This is a genomic window from Bacillus sp. D48C (assembly GCF_053345735.1).
Window position 1 is genome coordinate 501,742 of record NZ_JBKFAQ010000003.1, and the last position, 21,412, is coordinate 523,153.

The 21,412-nt window shown below is 37.2% G+C and carries 22 protein-coding genes and 1 pseudogene; 13 read left to right on the forward strand and 10 right to left on the reverse strand.

The window, feature by feature from the left end; translation table 11 throughout:
• The 5 genes from sufD (at position 1) to ACLBXA_RS11370 (ending at position 7,781) form a co-directional block, all read left to right on the forward strand.
• Positions 1-1,293, forward strand: coding sequence for a Fe-S cluster assembly protein SufD (gene sufD, locus ACLBXA_RS11350; RefSeq protein ID WP_000152177.1), 1,293 nt, complete (start codon positions 1-3; stop codon positions 1,291-1,293).
• Positions 1,293-2,513 carry a cysteine desulfurase SufS gene (gene sufS, locus ACLBXA_RS11355; RefSeq protein ID WP_001020767.1) on the forward strand — a complete coding sequence of 407 codons (1,221 nt, stop codon included), beginning with the start codon at positions 1,293-1,295 and terminating at the stop codon, positions 2,511-2,513. The genes sufD and sufS overlap by 1 nt, the downstream gene beginning before the upstream one ends.
• Positions 2,503-2,934, forward strand: coding sequence for a Fe-S cluster assembly sulfur transfer protein SufU (sufU, locus tag ACLBXA_RS11360; protein ID WP_000009525.1), 432 nt, complete (start codon positions 2,503-2,505; stop codon positions 2,932-2,934). The genes sufS and sufU overlap by 11 nt, the downstream gene beginning before the upstream one ends.
• Before the next feature lie 48 nt (positions 2,935-2,982).
• Positions 2,983-4,380 (forward strand): Fe-S cluster assembly protein SufB, encoded by a 1,398-nt coding sequence (sufB, locus tag ACLBXA_RS11365; RefSeq protein ID WP_001118824.1) that lies wholly within the window; start codon positions 2,983-2,985, stop codon positions 4,378-4,380.
• 245 nt (positions 4,381-4,625) lie between these two features.
• Positions 4,626-7,781, forward strand: a complete 3,156-nt coding sequence (locus ACLBXA_RS11370) for an Eco57I restriction-modification methylase domain-containing protein (protein ID WP_447617217.1) — start codon at positions 4,626-4,628, stop codon at positions 7,779-7,781.
• 270 nt (positions 7,782-8,051) lie between these two features.
• On the opposite strand, the gene ACLBXA_RS11375 is transcribed toward ACLBXA_RS11370, so the two are convergent.
• Entirely contained in the window at positions 8,052-8,798 is a 747-nt protein-coding gene (locus ACLBXA_RS11375; RefSeq protein ID WP_447617218.1) for a VanZ family protein, read from the reverse strand.
• Complete coding sequence (locus tag ACLBXA_RS11380; RefSeq protein ID WP_144615275.1) at positions 8,798-9,127, reverse strand: PadR family transcriptional regulator; 330 nt, start codon at positions 9,125-9,127, stop codon at positions 8,798-8,800. The genes ACLBXA_RS11375 and ACLBXA_RS11380 overlap by 1 nt, the downstream gene beginning before the upstream one ends.
• A gap of 345 nt (positions 9,128-9,472) precedes the next feature.
• Between ACLBXA_RS11380 and ACLBXA_RS11385 the strand changes: the two genes are divergently transcribed.
• The 3 genes from ACLBXA_RS11385 (at position 9,473) to yunB (ending at position 12,018) form a co-directional block, all read left to right on the forward strand.
• The gene (locus ACLBXA_RS11385; protein WP_098900256.1) at positions 9,473-10,864 is read left to right on the forward strand and encodes a bifunctional metallophosphatase/5'-nucleotidase; all 1,392 of its coding nucleotides are present in this window, start codon (positions 9,473-9,475) and stop codon (positions 10,862-10,864) included.
• A gap of 65 nt (positions 10,865-10,929) precedes the next feature.
• Positions 10,930-11,232 carry a YunC family protein gene (locus ACLBXA_RS11390; RefSeq protein ID WP_000248466.1) on the forward strand — a complete coding sequence of 101 codons (303 nt, stop codon included), beginning with the start codon at positions 10,930-10,932 and terminating at the stop codon, positions 11,230-11,232.
• A gap of 54 nt (positions 11,233-11,286) precedes the next feature.
• The gene (gene yunB / locus ACLBXA_RS11395) at positions 11,287-12,018 is read left to right on the forward strand and encodes a sporulation protein YunB (RefSeq protein WP_000021796.1); all 732 of its coding nucleotides are present in this window, start codon (positions 11,287-11,289) and stop codon (positions 12,016-12,018) included.
• 72 nt (positions 12,019-12,090) lie between these two features.
• Here the strand turns inward: yunB and ACLBXA_RS11400 are convergent, their stop codons facing one another.
• Positions 12,091-13,074: a M23 family metallopeptidase gene (locus tag ACLBXA_RS11400; protein WP_000944693.1), complete on the reverse strand. Its 984-nt coding sequence runs from the start codon at positions 13,072-13,074 to the stop codon at positions 12,091-12,093.
• 189 nt (positions 13,075-13,263) lie between these two features.
• Here ACLBXA_RS11400 and lipA point away from each other — a divergent pair, with 189 nt between their 5' ends.
• Positions 13,264-14,160 (forward strand): lipoyl synthase, encoded by an 897-nt coding sequence (lipA, locus tag ACLBXA_RS11405; protein ID WP_000166367.1) that lies wholly within the window; start codon positions 13,264-13,266, stop codon positions 14,158-14,160.
• A gap of 20 nt (positions 14,161-14,180) precedes the next feature.
• Here the strand turns inward: lipA and ACLBXA_RS11410 are convergent, their stop codons facing one another.
• Together ACLBXA_RS11410 and ACLBXA_RS11415 are read right to left on the reverse strand one after the other, a co-directional pair.
• Positions 14,181-14,660, reverse strand: coding sequence for a YbaK/EbsC family protein (locus ACLBXA_RS11410; protein ID WP_000272752.1), 480 nt, complete (start codon positions 14,658-14,660; stop codon positions 14,181-14,183).
• Positions 14,661-14,734: 74 nt separating this feature from the next.
• Entirely contained in the window at positions 14,735-15,289 is a 555-nt protein-coding gene (locus tag ACLBXA_RS11415; protein WP_016078135.1) for a histidine phosphatase family protein, read from the reverse strand.
• Positions 15,290-15,422: 133 nt separating this feature from the next.
• Between ACLBXA_RS11415 and ACLBXA_RS11420 the strand changes: the two are divergent.
• Positions 15,423-15,867 (forward strand): annotated as a pseudogene (locus ACLBXA_RS11420) (hypothetical protein).
• Positions 15,868-15,891: 24 nt separating this feature from the next.
• Here the strand turns inward: ACLBXA_RS11420 and ACLBXA_RS11425 are convergent.
• On the reverse strand, positions 15,892-16,707 hold the full coding sequence (locus ACLBXA_RS11425) for a YhfC family intramembrane metalloprotease (protein ID WP_139788894.1): 816 nt from the start codon (positions 16,705-16,707) through the stop codon (positions 15,892-15,894).
• A 100-nt stretch (positions 16,708-16,807) separates the two neighbouring features.
• Between ACLBXA_RS11425 and ACLBXA_RS11430 the strand changes: the two genes are divergently transcribed.
• On the forward strand, positions 16,808-17,542 hold the full coding sequence (locus ACLBXA_RS11430; RefSeq protein WP_000178110.1) for a MerR family transcriptional regulator: 735 nt from the start codon (positions 16,808-16,810) through the stop codon (positions 17,540-17,542).
• A gap of 27 nt (positions 17,543-17,569) precedes the next feature.
• Here the strand turns inward: ACLBXA_RS11430 and ACLBXA_RS11435 are convergent, their stop codons facing one another.
• A complete protein-coding gene (locus ACLBXA_RS11435; RefSeq protein ID WP_000744128.1) occupies positions 17,570-18,148 on the reverse strand; it encodes a YhcN/YlaJ family sporulation lipoprotein in 579 nt (192 codons plus the stop codon).
• 115 nt (positions 18,149-18,263) lie between these two features.
• On the opposite strand from ACLBXA_RS11435, the gene ACLBXA_RS11440 reads away from it, so the two are divergent.
• The gene (locus tag ACLBXA_RS11440) at positions 18,264-18,575 is read left to right on the forward strand and encodes a YutD family protein (protein WP_000970508.1); all 312 of its coding nucleotides are present in this window, start codon (positions 18,264-18,266) and stop codon (positions 18,573-18,575) included.
• Between the two features lie 45 nt (positions 18,576-18,620).
• Here ACLBXA_RS11440 and ACLBXA_RS11445 read toward each other — a convergent pair whose 3' ends face one another.
• The 3 genes from ACLBXA_RS11445 to glpX form a co-directional block, all read right to left on the reverse strand.
• A complete protein-coding gene (locus tag ACLBXA_RS11445) occupies positions 18,621-19,118 on the reverse strand; it encodes a hypothetical protein (RefSeq protein ID WP_001174586.1) in 498 nt (165 codons plus the stop codon).
• A 373-nt stretch (positions 19,119-19,491) separates the two neighbouring features.
• On the reverse strand, positions 19,492-19,758 hold the full coding sequence (locus ACLBXA_RS11450) for a DUF3055 domain-containing protein (protein ID WP_000392611.1): 267 nt from the start codon (positions 19,756-19,758) through the stop codon (positions 19,492-19,494).
• 16 nt (positions 19,759-19,774) lie between these two features.
• Positions 19,775-20,746 (reverse strand): class II fructose-bisphosphatase, encoded by a 972-nt coding sequence (gene glpX / locus ACLBXA_RS11455; protein WP_000439090.1) that lies wholly within the window; start codon positions 20,744-20,746, stop codon positions 19,775-19,777.
• A 147-nt stretch (positions 20,747-20,893) separates the two neighbouring features.
• Here glpX and ACLBXA_RS11460 point away from each other — a divergent pair, with 147 nt between their 5' ends.
• A complete protein-coding gene (locus tag ACLBXA_RS11460) occupies positions 20,894-21,334 on the forward strand; it encodes a DUF86 domain-containing protein (RefSeq protein ID WP_000274010.1) in 441 nt (146 codons plus the stop codon).
• The last annotated feature ends 78 nt before the right edge of the window (positions 21,335-21,412 follow it).

The window sequence follows — 21,412 nt, forward strand, 5'->3', positions numbered from 1 at the left end:
ATGACAATCGGTACATTACCTTTCGATCAAGAAACAATCCGTCAGCGCGCAAGCGAAGTAAACGAAGCTGCTTGGTTGACTGAGTTCCGCTTACAAGCTCTTGCACAAGCAACAGAACTTCCAATGCCAACGCCTGATAAAACGAAAATTGAAAAATGGGACTTTATCGGAAAAGGCGACGCTGCTAAGCAAGAGCCTGTAAGTTCTTTAACAGAGCTTCCAGAAGCAGTGAAAAACTTAATCGATGAAAATAACAGTGTATTAGTACAACGTACTGGTACAACTGCGTTCGTTTCTTTAGCAGACGAAGCAAAAGAAAAAGGTGTTATTTTTACAGACATCGTAACAGCTGCAACAGAGCATGCTGAACTATTACAAAAGTATTTAATGAAAGACGGCGTGAAGGTAGACGAGCATCGTTTAACTGCACTTCATGCTGCATTAATCAACGGCGGTGCATTCGTATATGTTCCGAAAAACGTTGTTCTTGAAACTCCACTTCAAGCTGTATTCTTAGTAGACGGCGAAGAAGCTAACGTATATAACCATGTATTATTCGTAGCTGATGCGAACAGTACTGCAACTTATGTAGAAAACTATGTTGCAAATGAAAATGCTAAAGGTATTGCAAATATCGTAGCAGAAGTAATCGTGGAACAAGGCGCACAAGTTAAATTTGGTGCGGTTGATCTATTAGCAAAAGACGTAACAACTTACGTTAACCGCCGCGGTGTTGTTGGACGCGACGGTCGCATTGATTGGGCTCTAGGCCTTATGAATGACGGAAATACAATTTCAGAGAACGTTACAAACTTAATGGGCGACGGTTCATATGCTGATACGAAAACAGTAACAATTGGCCGTGGTAACCAAACACAAAACTTTACAACTAAAGTTGTTCACTTCGGTAAACACTCTGAAGGTTGGATTTTAAAACACGGTGTACAAAAAGATAGTGCAACATCTATCTTTAACGGGATTGGTAAGATTGAACACGGTGCATCTAAATCAAACGCACAACAATCTTCTCGCGTTCTTATGTTAGATGAGAAAGCACGCGGTGATGCAAACCCAATTCTTTTAATCGACGAAGATGATGTAATGGCAGGTCACGCAGCTTCAGTAGGCCGCGTAGATCCGTACCAATTATACTACTTGATGAGCCGTGGTATTCCAAAACGCGAAGCAGAACGTTTAGTCATCCACGGATTCTTAGCACCTGTAGTAAATGAGCTTCCAATTGAAGGAGTAAAAGCACAGCTTGTTGAGGTAATTGAAAGGAAAGTTCGCTAATGAATATTCATGAAATACGCAAACAGTTTCCAATTCTTGATCAAAAAGTGAACGGCAAACAACTTGTATATTTCGATAGTGCAGCAACTTCTCAAAAACCAATTCAAGTCATTGAAACGTTAGAACGTTACTATAAAGAATATAATTCTAACGTGCATCGCGGTGTTCATACGCTCGGTACGAAAGCTACCGACGCGTATGAAGGTGCACGCGAGAAAGTTCGCAAGTTTATTAACGCGAAATCAATGGAAGAGATTATTTTCACGCGCGGAACGACAACTGCATTAAATACAGTAGCGGCTAGCTATGGTCTTGAAAATGTAAAAGAAGGCGATGAAATCGTTATTTCTTACATGGAGCACCATAGTAACATCATTCCGTGGCAACAAGTTGCGAAGAAAACTGGTGCAACTTTAAAATACCTTCCGCTTCAACCAGACGGTACAATTTCTTTAGAAGATGTTCGTCAAACAGTTACACCGAATACAAAAATCGTTTCTATTATGCAAGTTTCAAACGTGCTTGGAACGATTAACCCTGTAAAAGAAATCGGAGCGATCGCACACGAAAATGGCGCAATTATGGTCGTTGACGGTGCACAAAGTACACCTCACATGAAAGTAGATGTACAAGATTTAAACTGTGATTTCTACGCATTATCTGCTCATAAGATGTGCGGACCTACAGGCATCGGCGTATTATATGGTAAAAAAGAATTGCTGAACAATATGGAGCCAATTGAATTTGGCGGTGAAATGATTGATTTCGTAGATTTACAAGAATCTACTTGGAAAGAGCTTCCGTGGAAGTTTGAAGCAGGTACACCGATTATCGGTAATGCAATCGGACTTGGTGCGGCAATTGATTTCCTAGAAGAAATCGGTCTTGATAATATTGAAAAGCATGAACATGAATTAGCGCAATACGCTTTAGAAAGACTATCAGAAGTAGATGGCGTTACAATTTATGGTCCAAAGCATCGCGCTGGTCTTGTTACATTTAATATTGAAGACGTACATCCTCACGATGTAGCGACTGTATTAGATGTAGAAGGCATTGCAGTTCGTGCAGGACATCACTGTGCACAACCGCTTATGAAGTGGCTAAAAGCTTCTTCAACAGCACGTGCGAGCTTCTATTTATATAATACAAAAGAAGAAATTGATACATTTGTTGAATCGCTAATCAAGACAAAGGAGTATTTCACAAATGTCATTTAATAATTTAGATACGTTATATCGTCAAGTTATTATGGATCATTATAAGAATCCTCGTAACAATGGCGTGTTAGAAGATAGTGTTACTGTTAACTTGAACAATCCAACTTGCGGCGATCGTATTCAACTTACGATGAAAGTAGAAGAAGGTATTGTGCAAGAGGCGAAGTTTGAAGGCGAAGGATGTTCAATCTCAATGTCTTCAGCTTCAATGATGACACAAGCAGTAAAAGGTAAGAAAATTGAAGAAGCACTTCAGCTTTCGAAAATTTTCTCTGACATGATGCTAGGAAAAGAGTACGATGACAGCATCGATTTAGGAGATATTGAAGCATTACAAGGCGTATGCAAGTTCCCTGCACGTATTAAATGTGCAACATTAGCGTGGAAAGCGTTAGAAAAGGGCTTAAACGAAGATAAGTAATGTTAAAGGTTCCTAAAAATGAGGTTATCTAAGGAGGGACACACCAACATGGCGAAGCAACTGCCAGATATCGGCGATTACAAATATGGTTTCAAAGACAAAGACGTTTCGATTTTCCGTGCTGGACGCGGTTTAACAAAAGAGATCGTTGAAGAGATTTCACGTATGAAAGAAGAACCACAGTGGATGTTAGACTTCCGTTTAAAATCACTGGATAAGTTCTATGAAATGCCAATGCCACAATGGGGCGGCGACTTAAATGACTTAGATTTCGATGAAATTACGTACTACGTAAAACCATCTGAGAAATCTGAGAAGTCTTGGGATGAAGTACCTGATGAAATTAAAGCAACATTTGATAAATTAGGTATTCCAGAAGCTGAGCAAAAATATTTAGCTGGTGTATCTGCACAGTACGAATCTGAAGTTGTATACCACAACATGAAAGAAGACCTAGAAGCTCTAGGAATCGTCTTCAAAGATACAGATAGCGCATTAAAAGAGAACGAAGATATTTTCCGTGAGCATTTCGGAAAAGTAATCCCACCAACAGACAACAAATTCTCTGCATTAAACTCTGCAGTTTGGTCTGGTGGATCATTCATCTACGTTCCAAAAGGTATTAAAGTTGATACACCACTTCAAGCGTATTTCCGAATTAACTCTGAAAATATGGGACAATTCGAGCGTACGCTTATCATCGTAGACGAAGGTGCACACGTACACTACGTAGAAGGTTGTACAGCACCTGTTTACACTACTAACTCACTTCACAGTGCGGTAGTAGAAATCATCATTAAAAAAGATGCGTATTGCCGTTATACAACAATCCAAAACTGGGCGAACAACGTATACAACCTAGTTACAAAACGTGCGGTTTGTGAAGAAAACGCGACGATGGAATGGATTGATGGTAACATCGGATCTAAATTAACGATGAAATACCCAGCAGTTATCTTAAAAGGCGAAGGCGCTCGTGGTTTAACATTATCAATCGCGATTGCTGGTAAAGGCCAACACCAAGATGCTGGTGCGAAAATGATTCACTTAGCACCAAACACGTCTTCAACAATCGTTTCTAAATCGATTGCGAAGCATGGTGGTAAAGTAACTTACCGTGGTATCGTACACTTCGGACCAAAAGCGAAAAACTCTCGCTCTAACATCGAGTGTGACACGTTAATCATGGATAACCAATCTACATCTGATACAATTCCTTACAACGAAATCAAAAACGATTACGTTTCACTTGAGCATGAAGCGAAAGTATCGAAAGTATCAGAAGAACAATTATTCTACCTAATGAGCCGCGGTATTTCTGAGCAAGAAGCTACAGAAATGATCGTAATGGGCTTCATCGAGCCATTCACACGCGAACTTCCAATGGAATACGCAGTTGAAATGAACCGCCTAATCAAGTTTGAGATGGAAGGTTCTATTGGTTAAATAGAGTATGTGTTTTAAGGTGTGAAATTTTGGTATGTGGATCTCATACCGATTTGAGTGAAGGAGGCGAACTTTTTAAGTTCGTCTCCTTCTATTTTTTCTGTGATACAAAGGTAAGGTATCTACCGTTGTTTTTATTGTATTAGAATTCAATGGATTTGAAACATAATCATTTTCCGTGCGTATGTATGTTCCTTTTTCCGTGCTATAATCAATTTAATTAAAAGGTTTAAGAGGTGAATACTTTGTACAAAGATTTATTTGATACACTAAATACTGCAAAAAATAAATGTGAGAACGAAGAGGAACTCAGGATTAGTTGGATTAGGGCTCTTTCAGATTCGCTTGGCATAGACCTTCAAGCGGAAAGAGATCGTAATGATTCTAGTTATAACGAGGTAATTATAGAGTTTAAATCAAAAGGATTGTTTAAGGGGAAAACAACAAGTCGTGCTTTTAAAGAGGCAATTTATAGTCGTTTGAAGCCTTATATTGAAAAAAAAGCTAGAGCTGAAGGGTTAAGTGAGGAAGACTATATAGGTATTGCGATTGATGGTGAACATATTTGTTTTGCAAAAATGTTAGATGGAGAAATCAAACATGATGAATTATTACCATTTTCACCTGAGTCAGTAACTATGGTGGCTAATATTTTAAAAGGTTCTTCTAGAAGAGCTGTTACAGCAAAAAACCTAGTAGAAGACTTTGGATTGGCATCTGAAACGGGGCATGAATTGATGCAGGCATTATCAGATGCTTTATCTATAAATTTATTGGATGCAAAAAACAATAAAATAAAGATGCTTTTTGAAGAGTGGAGAACGCTTTTTGGTCAGGTCGCTGATTTAACTAGCACACAAATAAGTGGTATTAAAAAATCCATTGGTTTCAGTGTTTCGTCGAATCTTCCAGTTCATCTTCAAATTCCTTCCAGTCTTTTTGTAATTCATTCTTATAATTCCTTAATTATCAAATTATTGGCTGCTGAAATAGTTTCAGCCCATGGAATGACCTCTAGAAAAGCATTTGCGCAAAATGCTGCTACTTATGATGATCAGAAACTTATGAGTAGTTTAAGTCAAGAAATTGAAAAAGGGAGGCTTTTTGAAGCAGCAGGTATTAATGGTTTTGTTGAAGAAGCTATTTTTGGTTGGTACTTAGATGCTTGCCAGCATAAAGAAATGAAAGAAGTAATTTTATCTTCTTTGCGTAACACCTTGGTTAAAATGTCTGATTATCGTACGGATGTACTTGTGGAAGCAAGAACTCAGGATGTTCTAAAAGGTTTTTATCAAGCGTTGGTGCCAACAGAATTAAGGAAGTCACTTGGAGAATATTATACTCCTGATTGGCTTGTAGAGTTCACGTTAAATAAATTTGAAGAGATTAATTGGCTTGGAAATCGTTTTTTAGATCCTACATGTGGATCAGCCTCCTTTCTACTAGGGTTAATTAAGAAAATTAGGAGTGAGGCTGAAAATGAGAGGTTATCACCTCGGCAAACGGTGCAGTTAATAACAGAGAATGTATGGGGATTTGACCTTAATCCATTAGCAGTTCAAACCGCAAGAGTAAATTATCTTATTGCAATTGCTGATTTGTTAAAGCTTTCACCTGGGCGAAGTATAGAAATACCGATTCTGATGGCAGATGCTATTTATGCTCCAGCTGATGATCCGAAAAGTGATGAAGAAGTGGTAACTTATTCGATTGGTAGTCAGGTAGCGAATTTAACAGTACAAATCCCAAAAGCTTTGGCTTTTGATCGGAATAGGCTAGATAGAGTATTCGAGATAATGGGAGAACAAGTAGAGCAAGGGATAGAGTTTGAAAAAGTGATAGAACGTTTAGTTAGAATTAGGGTATTAAGCGAAGATGAGTGCAAAAATTGGACAGAGCCTTTAAAGGCGACTTATAATCGCATTTTAGAATTACACAGAGAAAATTGGAATGGTATATGGTTCCGTATTATAAGAAATTTCTTTTGGTCAGCTAATGCGGGTGAATTTGACATTATTGTAGGGAATCCACCTTGGGTTCGGTGGTCCAAATTACCGGAATTATATCGTCAGAGAGTAAAACCAACATGTTTACAGTATGAGATATTCTCAAGTACACCATATCATGGGGGGAATGAGCTAGATATATCAGGAATGATAACATATACAGTAGCAGATAAATGGTTAAAGGAAGGTGGCTATTTAGCATTTGTTATCACACAGACACATTTTCAGTCTCCTTCATCTGAAGGGTTCCGGAGCTTCAGAATCAATGATAAGGAAATGCTTGTGCCAATTTCTATTGATGATATGAAGGAATTAAAGCCTTTTAATGATGCAGCCAATAAAACAGCAGTTGCCCTTTTTAAAAAAGAATTTAAAAATACTATTGATTATCCTGTTCTATATAATGTTTGGAGGGCAAGAACTGGTTGTAAGAGAGCAATCCTTCCTTATTTATCTTTATGCAAAGTATATGAACAAATTCAAATGTTTGAGATGGAAGCAAATCCAGTAAATGAAAAGAAATCGCCATGGGCAATCCTTCCTACAGGAAGATTTGAAGATATGAAAAATATTAATGGAAAGAGTAGTTGGGTTCAGGGAAGAAAAGGAATTACTGCAGATTTAAATGGGGTTTATTTTGTTAATATAGTTGCTGTAAATGAAGAGGATGGTTTGGTGCAAATAGAGACTAGACCAGAAGCAGGTAAAAAAGATATTGGTCCTAAAAGCAGGTATTGGATTGAACCAGGTATGTTACATCCATTGTTAAAAGGAGCAAGCGACTTTAAAAAGTTTCAAGTCCAGCCAAAAAATAATCTGTACGTACTTTTGCCTAACGAGGGTATAAAAAAAGATCATTTTGAGATAAGTGAAGAACTTTTAGATACAGAATACCAACTTACTAAGAGATATCTTGCAGACTTTAGGGATTTGCTTCTGCAAAGATCTACGAGAAAACTTTACTTAAAAGACAAACCTTACTATGGAGTTTATAACGTTGGAGATTACACTTTTGCACCATTTAAGGTTGTTTGGGCAGAACAATCGAGCAAGTTTGTATCTGCTGTAGTTACAGAAAAAGATGTTCCTTTGGTAGGGAGTAGGCCTTATGTTCCGGATCATAAAGTGTTTTTCGTTGACTTTATGGTTGCTGAACCAGCGTATTATTTGTGTGGTTTACTGAATTCTAATTTAGTCCGAGAGTTTGTAGAGAGCCATAATATCGCAATACAAGTTGGGAATATTTTTAAACATATGAATTTACCGTTATTTGAACAAGATAATGAACAACATGTTGAACTTGCCAATCTTGTAAAAGAAGCGCATTGTGCAGGTCTTACAAAAGAGTTAGAGCATGACATCGAAGAACTGTCTGATTTGATATTAAGGCTATAAACTATTATGTATAAGAAGCGAATGAAAGATTGAATTGTAGTAAAGGGAATGAGATTGATATAGAAAAGTGTAGAAATTGAATTTAATTTGTCTTGTAGGTTCTTAAAGATTTGATTGCTTATTTTTTAATATATTAAAGAAGCGCCCTGCTATGCAGAGTGCTTCTTTATGTTGGCTGAGTTCCGTTCAGCCAAATATATCGACGATTCAACAAGGGATGTCCATTTATCAACAAATTAAGAATGGTGGAGAGGGAAATATCCCCCGAACCTAAATCGTATCCACCTTATCCACAGACTTAACACGTTCCAAAATATACTTCATCCCAACAAAAGAACCATATCCAATTAAAGCACCTAACATATTCAATATGATGTCATCAATATCGAAAACACCAGTAAAAGTAAGAAGTTGTAACGATTCAATTAATAAAATAAACTTAATAAAAATTGTAGATGCCATTTTTAAATTGTTTATTTGTTTAAATAATAAAGGTAGAAGGAATCCGAATGGGATGAATATGATGACGTTTCCTAATGTATTCATAAGTACGATGTCTATATTATAAGGATCTAGTAGATGAGTAGGATCGAATCCACTTAAATAGCTGATTGTACTTCTGAAAGGAATTAAGTTTATTAATCCGCCGTGTATAGAATGCCAGTCACCTGTTTTAAAGAAGTACTCCAGATTACCAAAGTAAAAAGCTGGCCTCCCGAGCAACAGTTTAAATAACAAAACAAATGAATACGGTAAAAATAATCCCCAACCAAGCCACTGTACATATTTTTGTGTAGAAAATTGCATCGCTTTTTCAATTTCAGTTCCTAAAGTAGAGGCTTCTCCAAAATTTTGAATGGCTAATGTAGTAGCTTCTTCTTCAGATTTTCCTTGATCGAGAAATTCTTGTTTTAAGCTTGTAAGATGATCATAAATTTCGAAGTATAGTTCGTCTCTATCAGATTGGGATAGGTTTGTTTTTTGAACGATACTCTTTATGTATTCTTCAATCGTCATTAATTTAAAGCTCCTTTCTGACAAGTTTTAATAAGAGCTGTAATTGAATCCCACGCTGTTAGTTTTTCTTCTAAAATTTTCTTTCCGCTCGTAGTAATGCAATAAAACTTTCGTTTCATACCAGTTTCAGATTCACCCCAGTATGAATTGATGAAATCCTTTTGTTCCAAGCGTTTGAGTGCGGGGTAGAGTGTACCTTGGCTCATCGTGTATAAATCATTGCTGTTTTCTTTTAGCTTTTGAATCATTTCATATCCGTACGTATCGTGCTGTTTAATGATGGAGAGAAGTAAAATATCAATACTTCCTTTTAATATCTCTTTATCCATTTTATGGTTCACCACCTTATGATGAGATTGTAACACGACATATGTCGTGTTACAAGGTATAAATGTAGAATAATCTTCCATATAGGAGTTGGCAAAACAATCTTCGCCAAGCCACCCAACAAACTTCCTGACAAATGTCGCCCCTCTGACTAATCCACAGATTTGAAAAAATAAAGTTTCTCATATTAAAAGGGCAATCTTTTGCTTTTTCTCTCAATGCGAGTACAATGTAAAATAGCAAGAAAAGACGAAAAGTATTTACAGGATTATTGCGTACGTGTAGCGTAAATGGCAGTAAGGAACTGAGAGGAGGTTTTTTCTCTGAATATAAATAAAGAAACAATCATCCACCTTTATCATACAAACGATATACATAGTCATTTTGAAAATTGGCCGCAAATTTCTCGGTTTGTACAGGGAGAGAAAAAGCGAAGACAGGAAGCGGGAGAGACCGTTTTGACGGTTGATATCGGCGATCATGTGGATCGTTTTCATAGTATTTCGGAAGCGACGAATGGGCTTGGCAATACGAAGCTTTTGAATGAGGCGTTATATGATTATGTAACGATCGGAAATAATGAAGGAATTACGTTAGCGAAGGAGCATTTGAATCGTCTATATGATGATGCTGGATTTGAGGTGCTCGTTGCGAATTTATTTGAAAAAGAAGGGGTACGTCCAGAATGGGCAAAGCCTTATAAATTACATACAACGACAGATGGGATTACGATTGCTTTTATCGGGTTAACGGTAGCTTATCCAGAGTTTTATCATATGCTCGATTGGCATATTGAAGATCCGCTTATCCATTTAGAGTTTATTTTAGAAGAAGTGCGAGATGAGGCTCATATTACAGTTGTCCTTTCTCATCTTGGTAAAAGCATGGATGAGTATATGGCGGAGCATTATGATATAGATGTTATTTTAGGGGCACATACGCACCATTTATTTGAGCGTGGCGTTCTTATGAATAATACGTTACTTTGTTGTTGTGAAAAGTGGGGGCGTTACGTTGGTCACGTACAGCTTACTGTGGATATAGAGACGAAGAAACTACTGAAAAAAGACGGTAGAGCAATTAAGACGGAACGGTTAGGGGCTTATAGCGAGCCGTTATCCACAATTGAAATACTGCAGGAAGAAAGTAAGCATATAATGGCAGAGCCTGTCGTTCATTTAAAAGAGTCATTACCGGTTGATTGGTTTCATGAGGCGCCGTTTTCTCATATGTTAGCAAGTGCGCTGAAAACATGGTGCAGTGCAGAAATTGGAATGGTGAATGCTGGTGTACTTCTTGAAGGATTAGAAGAGGGTGTTGTAACGCGCGGAGATATTCACAGAATTTGTCCACATCCAATTAATCCGTGTGCTTTGAAAGTTCCAGGAAAGATATTAAGAGAAGTTATTTTGAAAGCACGTAAACCGAATATGGAAAACCTTGAGGTAAAAGGATTCGGATTTCGTGGAAAAGTGATGGGGAAAATGATTTACGCTGGTGTAGAAGTAATTCCAGATACGATTCCTGGGAATAAAATTTTATTAGAAGATGTATTGATTAACGGCGAATCGCTGGAGTTAGACCGTATATATACAGTAGGAACAATTGATATGTTTACGTTTGGATACTTATACCCAGAGCTATCCACACTTTCTAGCAAACAATATTATATGCCAGAACTACTTAGAGATGTGTTAACAGATATGTTAATAACTTATACATCTTCCGTTAAACTATAGGCTAGTTAACTTGTAACACTCATTTTTCTCTTGTCATACAGATAAGAAAGAGAGGAGTGTGAACTATGGTTAATGTGGAGCCAATTATAATTGATAATTATACGTTTATTGCGGTTAGCGTCAAACTTCCAAAGACGAATTTGCTAGCTGTAATGAGCGATAAAGGATATATTATGTGTGGTGCATTAGATGTAGGTCTTTTAAATGAGAAGTTAGGTGATCGAGGAATTATTGCTGGCCGTGCGGTTGGTGTAAGAACGATTGAACAACTTCTTGAAGCGCCACTAGAATCGGTAACGACTGGAGCTGAAGCATTAGGCATTCCAGCAGGAACGATTGGAAAAGAAGCATTATTAAAAATGAGATAAGCATATATCGTCCCTCCTTCTTGCATAGAAATGATATAAGAAGGAGGTTTTTTTATGAGTATATTTCGCTCGAAAAACTCGCGGTTTCGAAAGGGACCTATCGCCTTTCGGTATATACTGCTTATGTCGTTTATTCTTTTTGTTATATTACTTACGCAAGGGCTGTGGATTGTGAATAATAGTATTCAGCCGACCTTAATTAAATATGGAGAAGTAGAGACAAAGAAAATGGCGACGGCAATTATGACGAAGGCGGTAAAGGATCGAATTAATGAAGGATTCGATGTCGATTCGTTAATGAAAGTACAAAATGATAAAAACGGGAAAGTATCCACAATTAATTTAAATACGAAGCAAGTAAATGAAATCGTAACGTCAACGACTACGTACATAGAAAAATATTTGCAGCAAGTAGAACAAGGGAAGTTGAAGGAGCTAGGTATTTCTGAAAAAAACGGGGCGACTATGGCAGTTCCTTTTGGGCGTGTAACTGATAATGCGCTTCTTGGTAATATAGGACCAGATATTCCGATTCAGTTCACGCCAATTGGGCATGTGAATACAGATATTAAACAAAAAATTGAGCCGCACGGGATCAACACTACAGCGATTCAAATTGTTATGGAAATGGAAGTAACGTTGCAAGTAATCATTCCATTTCATACGAAAGAGATAACGGTGAAACAAAATGTTCCGATTGCGACGCGTATCGTTCAAGGGGAAGTGCCTACGTATTATGGAAGCGGAAGTGTTGCTGTACCTGATAAAAAGAAAACAGATAGTTAATTGCATATAAAGTGAAACTTGAATCAATCGGGCTTTTACTGGATAAAAAATAACCGTAGCAATGCGCTACGGTTATCGTTTTGTATTTGCTCGTTCTTTGCGTTCCCAAAGGCTTAAATGCATATATGGATCGAAGGCCCATTCTGTATAGCCATTGTCTTTATATATGCCAAAATGTAAGTGGGGTGGGAATTTTCCGGCTGTACCAGGGGGGCCATAGCCAGTGCTACCAACAAACCCGATTACTTTTCCGGGCTCAACAATTTGTCCAAGCTGTATTTCTTTTGAGAACCCGCCTAAATGAGCGTAATAATGGTAATTGTTATGAAGGTCGCGAATACCAATGCGCCATCCACCAAGGCGGTTCCAACCTTTCGTTTCAATAATGCCATAGCAAGTCGATCTTACTGGCACGCCATATCCGGCAAAAATATCGGTTCCTTCATGAACTCGTCTGCCCCCAAAACTTCTTCCAGCACCGAAAGTACTACGGTAGCTATGGTCACTACGAATCGGAAGAGGAAAAGCATTTCCTTCTAAATTAATACGTCCATAATGTTTATAAATTTGGGCGTATTCGCTAATTAAATCAACTGTTTTTGCACGTCTATAATATTCCCAAAGCATAATTTTAATACGGTCTTCTGACGTTCCTTGTTTCCTTAAAATAGTCGCTGCGGTATGCAGAAGATCACGGTCGCTATTTGCATTTGCAAATCCATCTTTGTCACCATCTAAACCTATTCCGCCAAATAGAGAAATTGTATGGGGGAGAGTGTCGTTACTATTAACAGGTCCAGCCCATATTTCTGGTTTGAAATAAAGGGAAATGATGGCATCTGGTTTTTTTGGAATATCTTTTCTTACGCTCCGTATATTTCTTTCATATTGATCCATTGCAGCTAAGTAATACCATGGAATGCCTGAAGACTGCTCGGTTTCTTTATATAGTACCATGCGCTTTTCGTATATGCTTTGCTGATTATCTTCACCGTAGGCGATGTTTTGGTGGAGAAGAAAACAAATAGAAAGCAAAAGAGAAATTTTTCGAAGCATGAAATAGACTCCTTTCACAACATCACTCTTTTTAGTGTGGGATATACGGAGTATTTCATTATAGGGAACGATTGGAAAAAATCTTAGAATCTTCATTTGAGCAAATCGCTTTCATACGTTAGAATAGATATGTTACATTGAAAGAAGCGAACACGGTAAACTATTTCATATTGTGCGGAGTTGATAACCATGACAAAACAAACAGAATATAAGCGCAAGCCCGAATGGTTGAAAATTAAGTTAAACACGAATGAAAACTATACAGGCTTAAAGAAAATGATGCGTTCTAAGAATCTTCATACCGTTTGTGAAGAGGCAAAATGTCCGAATATTCATGAATGCTGGGCTGTAAGAAAAACAGCAACATTTATGATTTTAGGTGCGGTTTGTACACGCGCTTGTCGTTTTTGTGCGGTTAAAACAGGCTTACCAACTGAGCTTGATTTACAAGAACCAGAACGCGTAGCAGATTCAGTAGTACAAATGGGCTTAAAGCACGTTGTTATAACAGCGGTTGCACGTGATGATTTAAAGGACGGCGGAGCAGCTGTTTTTGCTGAAACAGTACGAGCAGTACGTCGTAAAAACCCATTCACGTCTATCGAAGTATTACCATCTGATATGGCTGGGGTAGAAGAAAACTTAAAAATGTTAATGGATGCAAAACCAGATATTTTAAACCATAACATTGAAACAGTACGTCGATTATCTAACCGAGTTCGCGCTAGAGCAAAATATGACCGTTCATTAGAGTTTTTACGTCGAGCAAAAGAAATGCAGCCTGATATTCCAACTAAATCGAGCATTATGGTCGGCTTAGGTGAAACAAGAGAAGATTTAATTGAAGCAATGGATGACTTACGTGCAAACAATGTGGATATTTTAACTCTTGGACAATATCTACAACCATCTAAGAAGCATTTACCAGTTATTAAATATTATCCACCAGCAGAATTTGCAGAGCTTAAAGAAATTGCACTTAGCAAAGGATTTAGCCACTGTGAAGCTGGCCCACTTGTGCGTTCTTCTTACCATGCGGACGAGCAAGTACGTTCTGCAAAAGAAAAAACAGCAGAAGCTAAATAATGAAAAAAGAGAGCTAACGATTAGCTCTCTTTTTGTTTGTACTCTAAAACGGTATTTGGACATGTTAATAAAATCTTTTTTAATTCTTCTGTGGATAATTCAATTGTAAATTCAGGAACACCAGGTGTAATTAAAATTTTATCGTACGCATAAACGGAACTGTCCACAATAATTGTTACATCTTGTGAATAACCAAAAGGAGCTACACATCCTGGAGTACAGCCAGTTTCCATTCTTAGTTCATCAGGAGAACAGAGCGATAAGCGTTCTCCAGTTATTTCTTTCATCTCTCCTCGGTTAAGCCGAGTTCCTTCTAACGTAAAAAACACGTAAAAATTTCCAGATGTTGATTTTAAAAATAAGCTTTTACTTGGAGTACCTTGTAAGCCAAGTCTTTCACGTACAATCCGATCTGTCTCATAATCGAGTACCGGTTCGTGTTCGAACTTTTCATAAGAAACATTTGTTTTATGTAGTAAAGCAAGTACGTCTTCGTACATATGAAATAATACCCCTTTCTATTGTTAGAACAGTCTCTTCTCGTGGCGTCAACTGAATGTTTTTGAAAGGGATATTACTTGGACGATGCTTTCCATAAGCGTGTTATGATACATTGTTCGTCGATTGTAATTTCGTAAATATCAGGATTCGTTAAAGCTCTCCATTCATTAAAGCCAATCGTATGATCAAAATGCTTTAAAATGAGTGTAAGTAAATTGCCGTGTGTAACAAGTAGTGTTGTCGTATGGTTTAATTGTAAAACGTCTTGAATAAGCGATATGGCACGGTCTGTTGCTTGTTTTGTTGACTCTCCGCCTGAAAAGGCAATATCTATGTTCGTAAAAGTGGATTCTAGTTTTTGCATCCAATCATCCATTGGAAAGTTGCTCAATATGCGTTCAGTTAATCGTTCATCTTCTTGGATAGATAAGCTAGCTTGGAGCGCATAGGGCCGAATGGAATCGATAGCTCGGACAAATGGGCTTGAAATAATATGATCGATTTGTAGATGATTTTCTAAGAGGAATGTAGCAAGGTTATTTGCTTGATCTTTCCCATCGGTCGTTAATTCAGCATCACGTTTTTGCCCAGTTGCTGAACAATGTCGTATTACAATAATTTTCTTCATAATTCATCCCCATCTTTCAAGTTGACGCTATATACTTCGACAAATGTGGAAATAATTCCTTTTTATTGGAAACGGCATATGGATTTAAATATGTGGAAAAGTAATGTGGATAATAAAAAATTGAGGTGCAATGATGAAAAAAATGATATGTATCATATTCATTATTTGTTTTCTTACGCAATTGTCCACAACATATGCAGAATCCAACCAAAAACTAAATTATCCAAGCAATCGAAATAAGTCATTTGTGAGTGAGGATGTTTTTTATAAACAGTTAGATAAGAAAATCTATAAAGAATATAAAAATGCAGCATATAGTGTTCGGAAAAAAAATCTTATTTAAAGAAGTGCCTGATGAAGAATTTTCTTTCCTAAAAAAAACAGCTGTCGGTTGTCGAAGTAGAGTGGTGCTTCAAGATTTTTTTGTTCACCCTGATCGCCAAGTTTATTTTTTCGCTTCTTTTACTCAAAATGAAGTAGAAGAGTTTCATAAGTACATCGTTATAGATGCAGAAACAAAGAGGGAGCTAAAGGAGGGTAAAAGTTATCATCATTGTGATAGTCCTTATAAAAAATAACCCACCAACCGGTGGGTTATTTTTTTACTCTGGTACACTCATTAATTTCTCTTTCATTTTGCGAATAAGAACGACAGCACCAATTGTACAGAGAAGTGTAATTCCTTCGGCAACAAAGATATTGATTGTCTTTGTTTGGTAAAGTGCCGCAAAGAAGTCTACAAATGCGTGGAATAGTATAGCGTATACTAGGAAGATATATTTCTTCTGTTTTACTGCGTATAAAACAAGCATTGTAAAGGCGATTTGAAGCACGAGTGCCATAATTCTTTCTATGCTACCAAGGAAGTATAAGTAGGCAGGTTGCTGAATTAACATGTCTTGTAAAATGCTGAGCTCGGGCTTTTGTTCAATCAGTCGAGAGAAGCTACCATCGTTAATAGAATTAGCAAAGATTAATGCTTGTAATGCAGAAAAACCGCCAATTAAAATAGATTCAATTCCGCCGTGACCAATTCCATAAGCGAAGCCATCTTTATATTCTAGATATTTTTTTAGTAAGAAGAAGAAGGCAACGAAGCGTCCTAATTCTTCAAAAATACCAGCAGTCAATCCGCCATAAATTGCGAAGGCAAACGGATTTTCTAAAAATGGAGCGATTGTTGGATTACCGCGCATAAATAGGTGGAATGGTGTTTCAAGAATTTGGGTAAATCCGATAAAGATAAGAACACCAATGCCGACCACTTTCCAATTAATATTATATTTTTTACGGAAATAAACGAGTACGATAATTGGGACCAGAATCGAGACAATGAGTTGAAAGATGATGCTGGCAATTACAGTATTTGAAACCATACTTTCACCGCTTTCTAATATATGTACATATCTATTATGCATGAAATACAGGAGAGATGAAACTTTTAGAAAGAAAATGAATTTACTTATTGACTCTAACGTTGCGTCATACTTTATCGTATGTACTAAGGGGGAGATACACATGACAATGAAGGTAAAAGAAGTAGCTGATTTAGTTGGAATTAGTGTGCGCACACTGCATCATTACGATGAAATTGGGTTGTTAACCCCAGACGAGACGACAGAGTCTGGATATCGTCTGTATTCCAATGAAAATCTAGAGACATTGCAGCAAATTTTGTTTTTTAAAGAGCTTGGCTTCCCTTTGAAGAAAATTAAAGAAATTATCATGTGTCCATCATTTGATCGCGAAGAGGCACTACAGCTTCATAAGAAAATGCTTATTGAAAAGCGTGCCAGATTAGATAAGGTGATTGCGACGATTGATAAAACAATTCAGCATACAAAAGGAGAGATTGAAATGACGAACAAAGAGAAATTTGAAGGATTCGATTTCAGCCATAACCCATATGAAGAAGAAGCACGTGAAAAATGGGGAGACGCAGCTGTAGATAAAGCGAACGAATATGCAAAAGGTATGTCAAAAGAGAACCAAGAAGAGTTTAATACTATTTATAGAAATTTAGCGGTACTGAGACACGGTGCACCAGATTCTAAAGAGGCGCAGGGAGCAATCAAAGTATGGTACGATTACTTGCAAAACTTTAGTCACTATTCATTAGACGCTTTTAAGGGACTCGGTCAAATGTATGTCGCTGATGAGCGCTTCACGAAAAATATCGATAAGTTTGGCGAGGGGTTAGCGCAGTTTATGTGTGATGCGATGGAAGTTTATGCGGATCGTAATAAAAAGTAAAACAGGTGGAGATTTTCTCCACCTGTTTTACTTTTTAATCATATCATTTAAAGTTTGATCCCCCGTATTGTTCAAATGAGGATTTTTACTCATTTCACGTTTTAACATATCGAGGCTTTGCGTATATTCTGTATCATTTAATGCGCCAGATTGAAGGCCTTGAATTTGGGAAATCAACTTTTGGTCTGTTGATACATATGCTTTATAATAGCGAGGGACGATGGACAAGGCAGCTCTATATACTTGATCCGCTACAAGTTTCGGATCCGTTGTGTTTGCACGGTATACAACGAACACTTCATCATCAGTAACGAGTGTAGCAGCGTTTGTAACGTCAGGAAGTTTGACTGTCATGCTTGTAATCATTTCAGCGACTTTCTCGCGATTAATGGCCCCTACTTGTTTGTTAGATACTTCATGCTTTTGTTTAGAAGAATAACCGACTCTTGTGAGTCTTGTATTTGTATTTTCCGTATGATACATGTCGTTTTTATTGGAAACAAGAACACGGCTTCCTTCTTCACGTTCCATTTCAGCTTTGTTCGCTGATTGGCACCCTGCAAATAAGGAAATAGTGAGAAGGGAAAGTAAAATTTGTTTTTTCACGATGTATCACCTCCTTCTCCATAGCATGCACTAATTTTCAATTTTTTGTATTTGAAATTGTTGGTTGGTATGCTTTGTGATACGATAAAAAGAAGAATGCTTAGAGAGGAAGTTAATGATGGAGCAAAAGCAAGAGCAAGAGATTCATGCTACGGTGAGCATTAATAATGTTCAGTACGAAGTAATTAAAAACTTTCGTGACGGTTTTAGTGAAGAAGCATTTAAAGAGCGCTATGCAGAAATTTTAAATAAATATGATTATATCGTTGGAGACTGGGGATATGAGCAACTTAGACTGCGAGGATTCTTTGATGATAGTAACCAACGTGCGACATATGATACGAAAATTAGTACGTTAACGGAGTATTTATACGAGTACTGTAACTTCGGTTGTGCACACTTCGTATTACGAAAAGTGAAGAAATAAAAAAATCCTCTTACAATTGTAAGAGGATTTTTTACATATTCTCGCTTATAAACAAATCGAGATATGATCGCCTTCAGAAAGTATTGTATTTGGCTTCATTTGTTGTCCGTTCAATTGAATATCCCCATTTTTAATTTTATCCACAATGAGTGTACGGCTCCAGTCAGAAATATATGTGGATAAGGTCTTATCCATTCGGTGAGAACCAAAAATGAGGTCTAATACAATCGTGATTTCGGCTATGCCGTTTTCTTTATGTTGCATAATGGAAATAGTAGTACTTGTTTCCGTTTGATCTTGCTGGGTCATATCGATCGTTTCAACGTGATCAGTAAATGATTTATAAATACGCAGTTTTTGATTCCACGTATGATCTTTCGGACATTTATAAATAGCAAAGCGGTATATGTTTTTTCCATTGGCGTTATGCCTACGAATATTCGTATCAGTAAATAGGGTAGTACGTCCGCAATTTTTACAATATTTTTCGATTGTGTGTTGCTGATTTTCATATAAACTCCAAGAAAGTTGTACTTTCTGCATTTTCCTTCACCTCTTATAGTAGTGGCAAAGAAACGTAATACAGCTATTTGGATGTCTTGTAGTATGAAGACATGAGAAAAAGACAAAAATAAAAGGAGGTTCCCCAAAGAGGAACCTCCGTAAACATCATACTACAGATGCAATACGTTCCTTTGTAATGGGAATGGGCAGACTACTCCCTTGAAAAAGCGTGGTGCTTTTTTGAGAGTAATGCTATCCAATTGCTGGTCCATTACAAAGTAAATGTTGGCATACGTAGATAACGTCCTTTCTATCCAAATAGATTTATTCTTAATTATAACATAAAAAATTGAAAATTCGAAACTCTTATAACAGAAAAACACCAGCTAAAATAGCTGGTGCATACGATAAATTATATAAGTTCAAATAAAAATGAGCGTAACTCTTCTGCAATTTCTTCAGTCATAGAAAATGCGTGCTCTAAGTAGCCTGGTTCGTTTAAATCGTCAGCACCGATAATTGCAAATTTATTACTTTGCATATCAAGTACAATTGTTTTACCGTAATGACGATCGGAATATAAAAGCGCTAAATCATGACGCTCATTTTCTCCCATAAAGCTAACGAAACGAGTTTTTGTAGCGACAGTGTCGTCGTACAGAAAGAAACGTTCTTCCATACACATGGCTCCTTTATTAAATATCTAAGTTTAAGTGTGGTTTATGATCTAAATGGTGATGCGTTTTAATGAATCGTACTGTTCTTGTTTTGTAACGCATTACGATAGAGTATGTTTCAGCTAAATCTCCGCCAAGGAATTTAACACCGTCTAATAACTCACCAGCAGATACACCAGTTGCTGAGAAGATTGCATCATCACCAGATACTAAATCGTCTAACATAAGAAGTTGACGAGGATCTTCTAATCCCATTTCACGACAACGAGCTTCTTCTTCTTCGTTCATTGGAACTAAGCGAGCTTGCATTTCACCTTCAAGGCACTTTAATGCTGCTGCAGAAATAACACCTTCTGGAGCTCCGCCAATACCTACGAATAAGTCGATACCCGTTCCAGGTAGTGCTGTTGCGATTGACGCACCAACATCACCGTCACCAAATAATTTTACGCGTGCACCTTTTGCACGAACACGGTCAATAATATCTTGATGACGCTCACGTTCTTGAACGATAACTGTTAGATCACGAATCTTTTTATTGTTAGCTTCTGCTACAATTTCAATTGTTTTTTCAATTGGATCATCTAAGCTAATTTTACCAGCTGCTTTTGGACCAACCGCGATTTTTTCCATGTACATATCAGGAGCATGAAGAAGGTTCCCTTTGTCTGCGATTGCAATAACTGCCATTGCATTTGCAAGACCTTTTGCAACGATGTTTGTACCTTCTAATGGGTCAACGGCGATGTCTACTTCTGGACCGTTACCTGTTCCTAGTTCTTCACCAATATACAACATCGGTGCTTCATCAAGTTCTCCTTCACCGATTACAACTGTACCTGCCATGTTTACTGAATCAAACATATCACGCATTGCTGTAGTTGCTGCATCATCTGCTTCGTTCTTCTTTCCGCGGCCCATCCACTGTGCGGATGCTAATGCTGCTGCTTCTGTTACACGGACAATTTCTAGTGCGAGTTCACGTTCCAAGATTTCATTCCTCCAATTTCAAAAATCATACAAATATAACTATAACAAATAACGGAGAAAAGGTGAATTCGAAAAATTGTCGATTTTTTCAGAAGAAAGCGTTACAATTAAAATGTAAATGCTTTAATTTCCAGGTAGGTGACATTCATGTATTTTGTAGACAGAAAGAAAATAGAACAAATGCTAGTATGTTTAGAACGAGCAACAAGTACATTTCAAGAGAAAAAGATATATGAAACCGAGTTTGAATTTTACGCATTAGAGCGCATAGCCCATCTTATTATTGATACTGTATTAGATGTAGGAAATGCGATGATTGATGGATTTATTATGCGCGATCCAGGAAGCTATGAAGATATTATTGATATTTTAATGGATGAGCGAGTGATAAGTGAAGAAGATGGACAAGGGATGAAAGAAATTATCCTTCTTCGAAAAATGCTTACGCAAGATTATATTCAAATGAATCATGATGAATTATATAAGACGATTCAAAAACATATTGCAGTGGTAGAAAAATACCCAGCAAATATTCGCAGTTATTTAGAAAAGGAATTAGGACCTGTATCTGCATTTGTACCAGAATAATTATGCTTATAAGATCCCCAGAGAATGCCTTTTGGGGATCTTATATTGTATGTGAGAAAGAAAAGGGAGAAGGGTGAA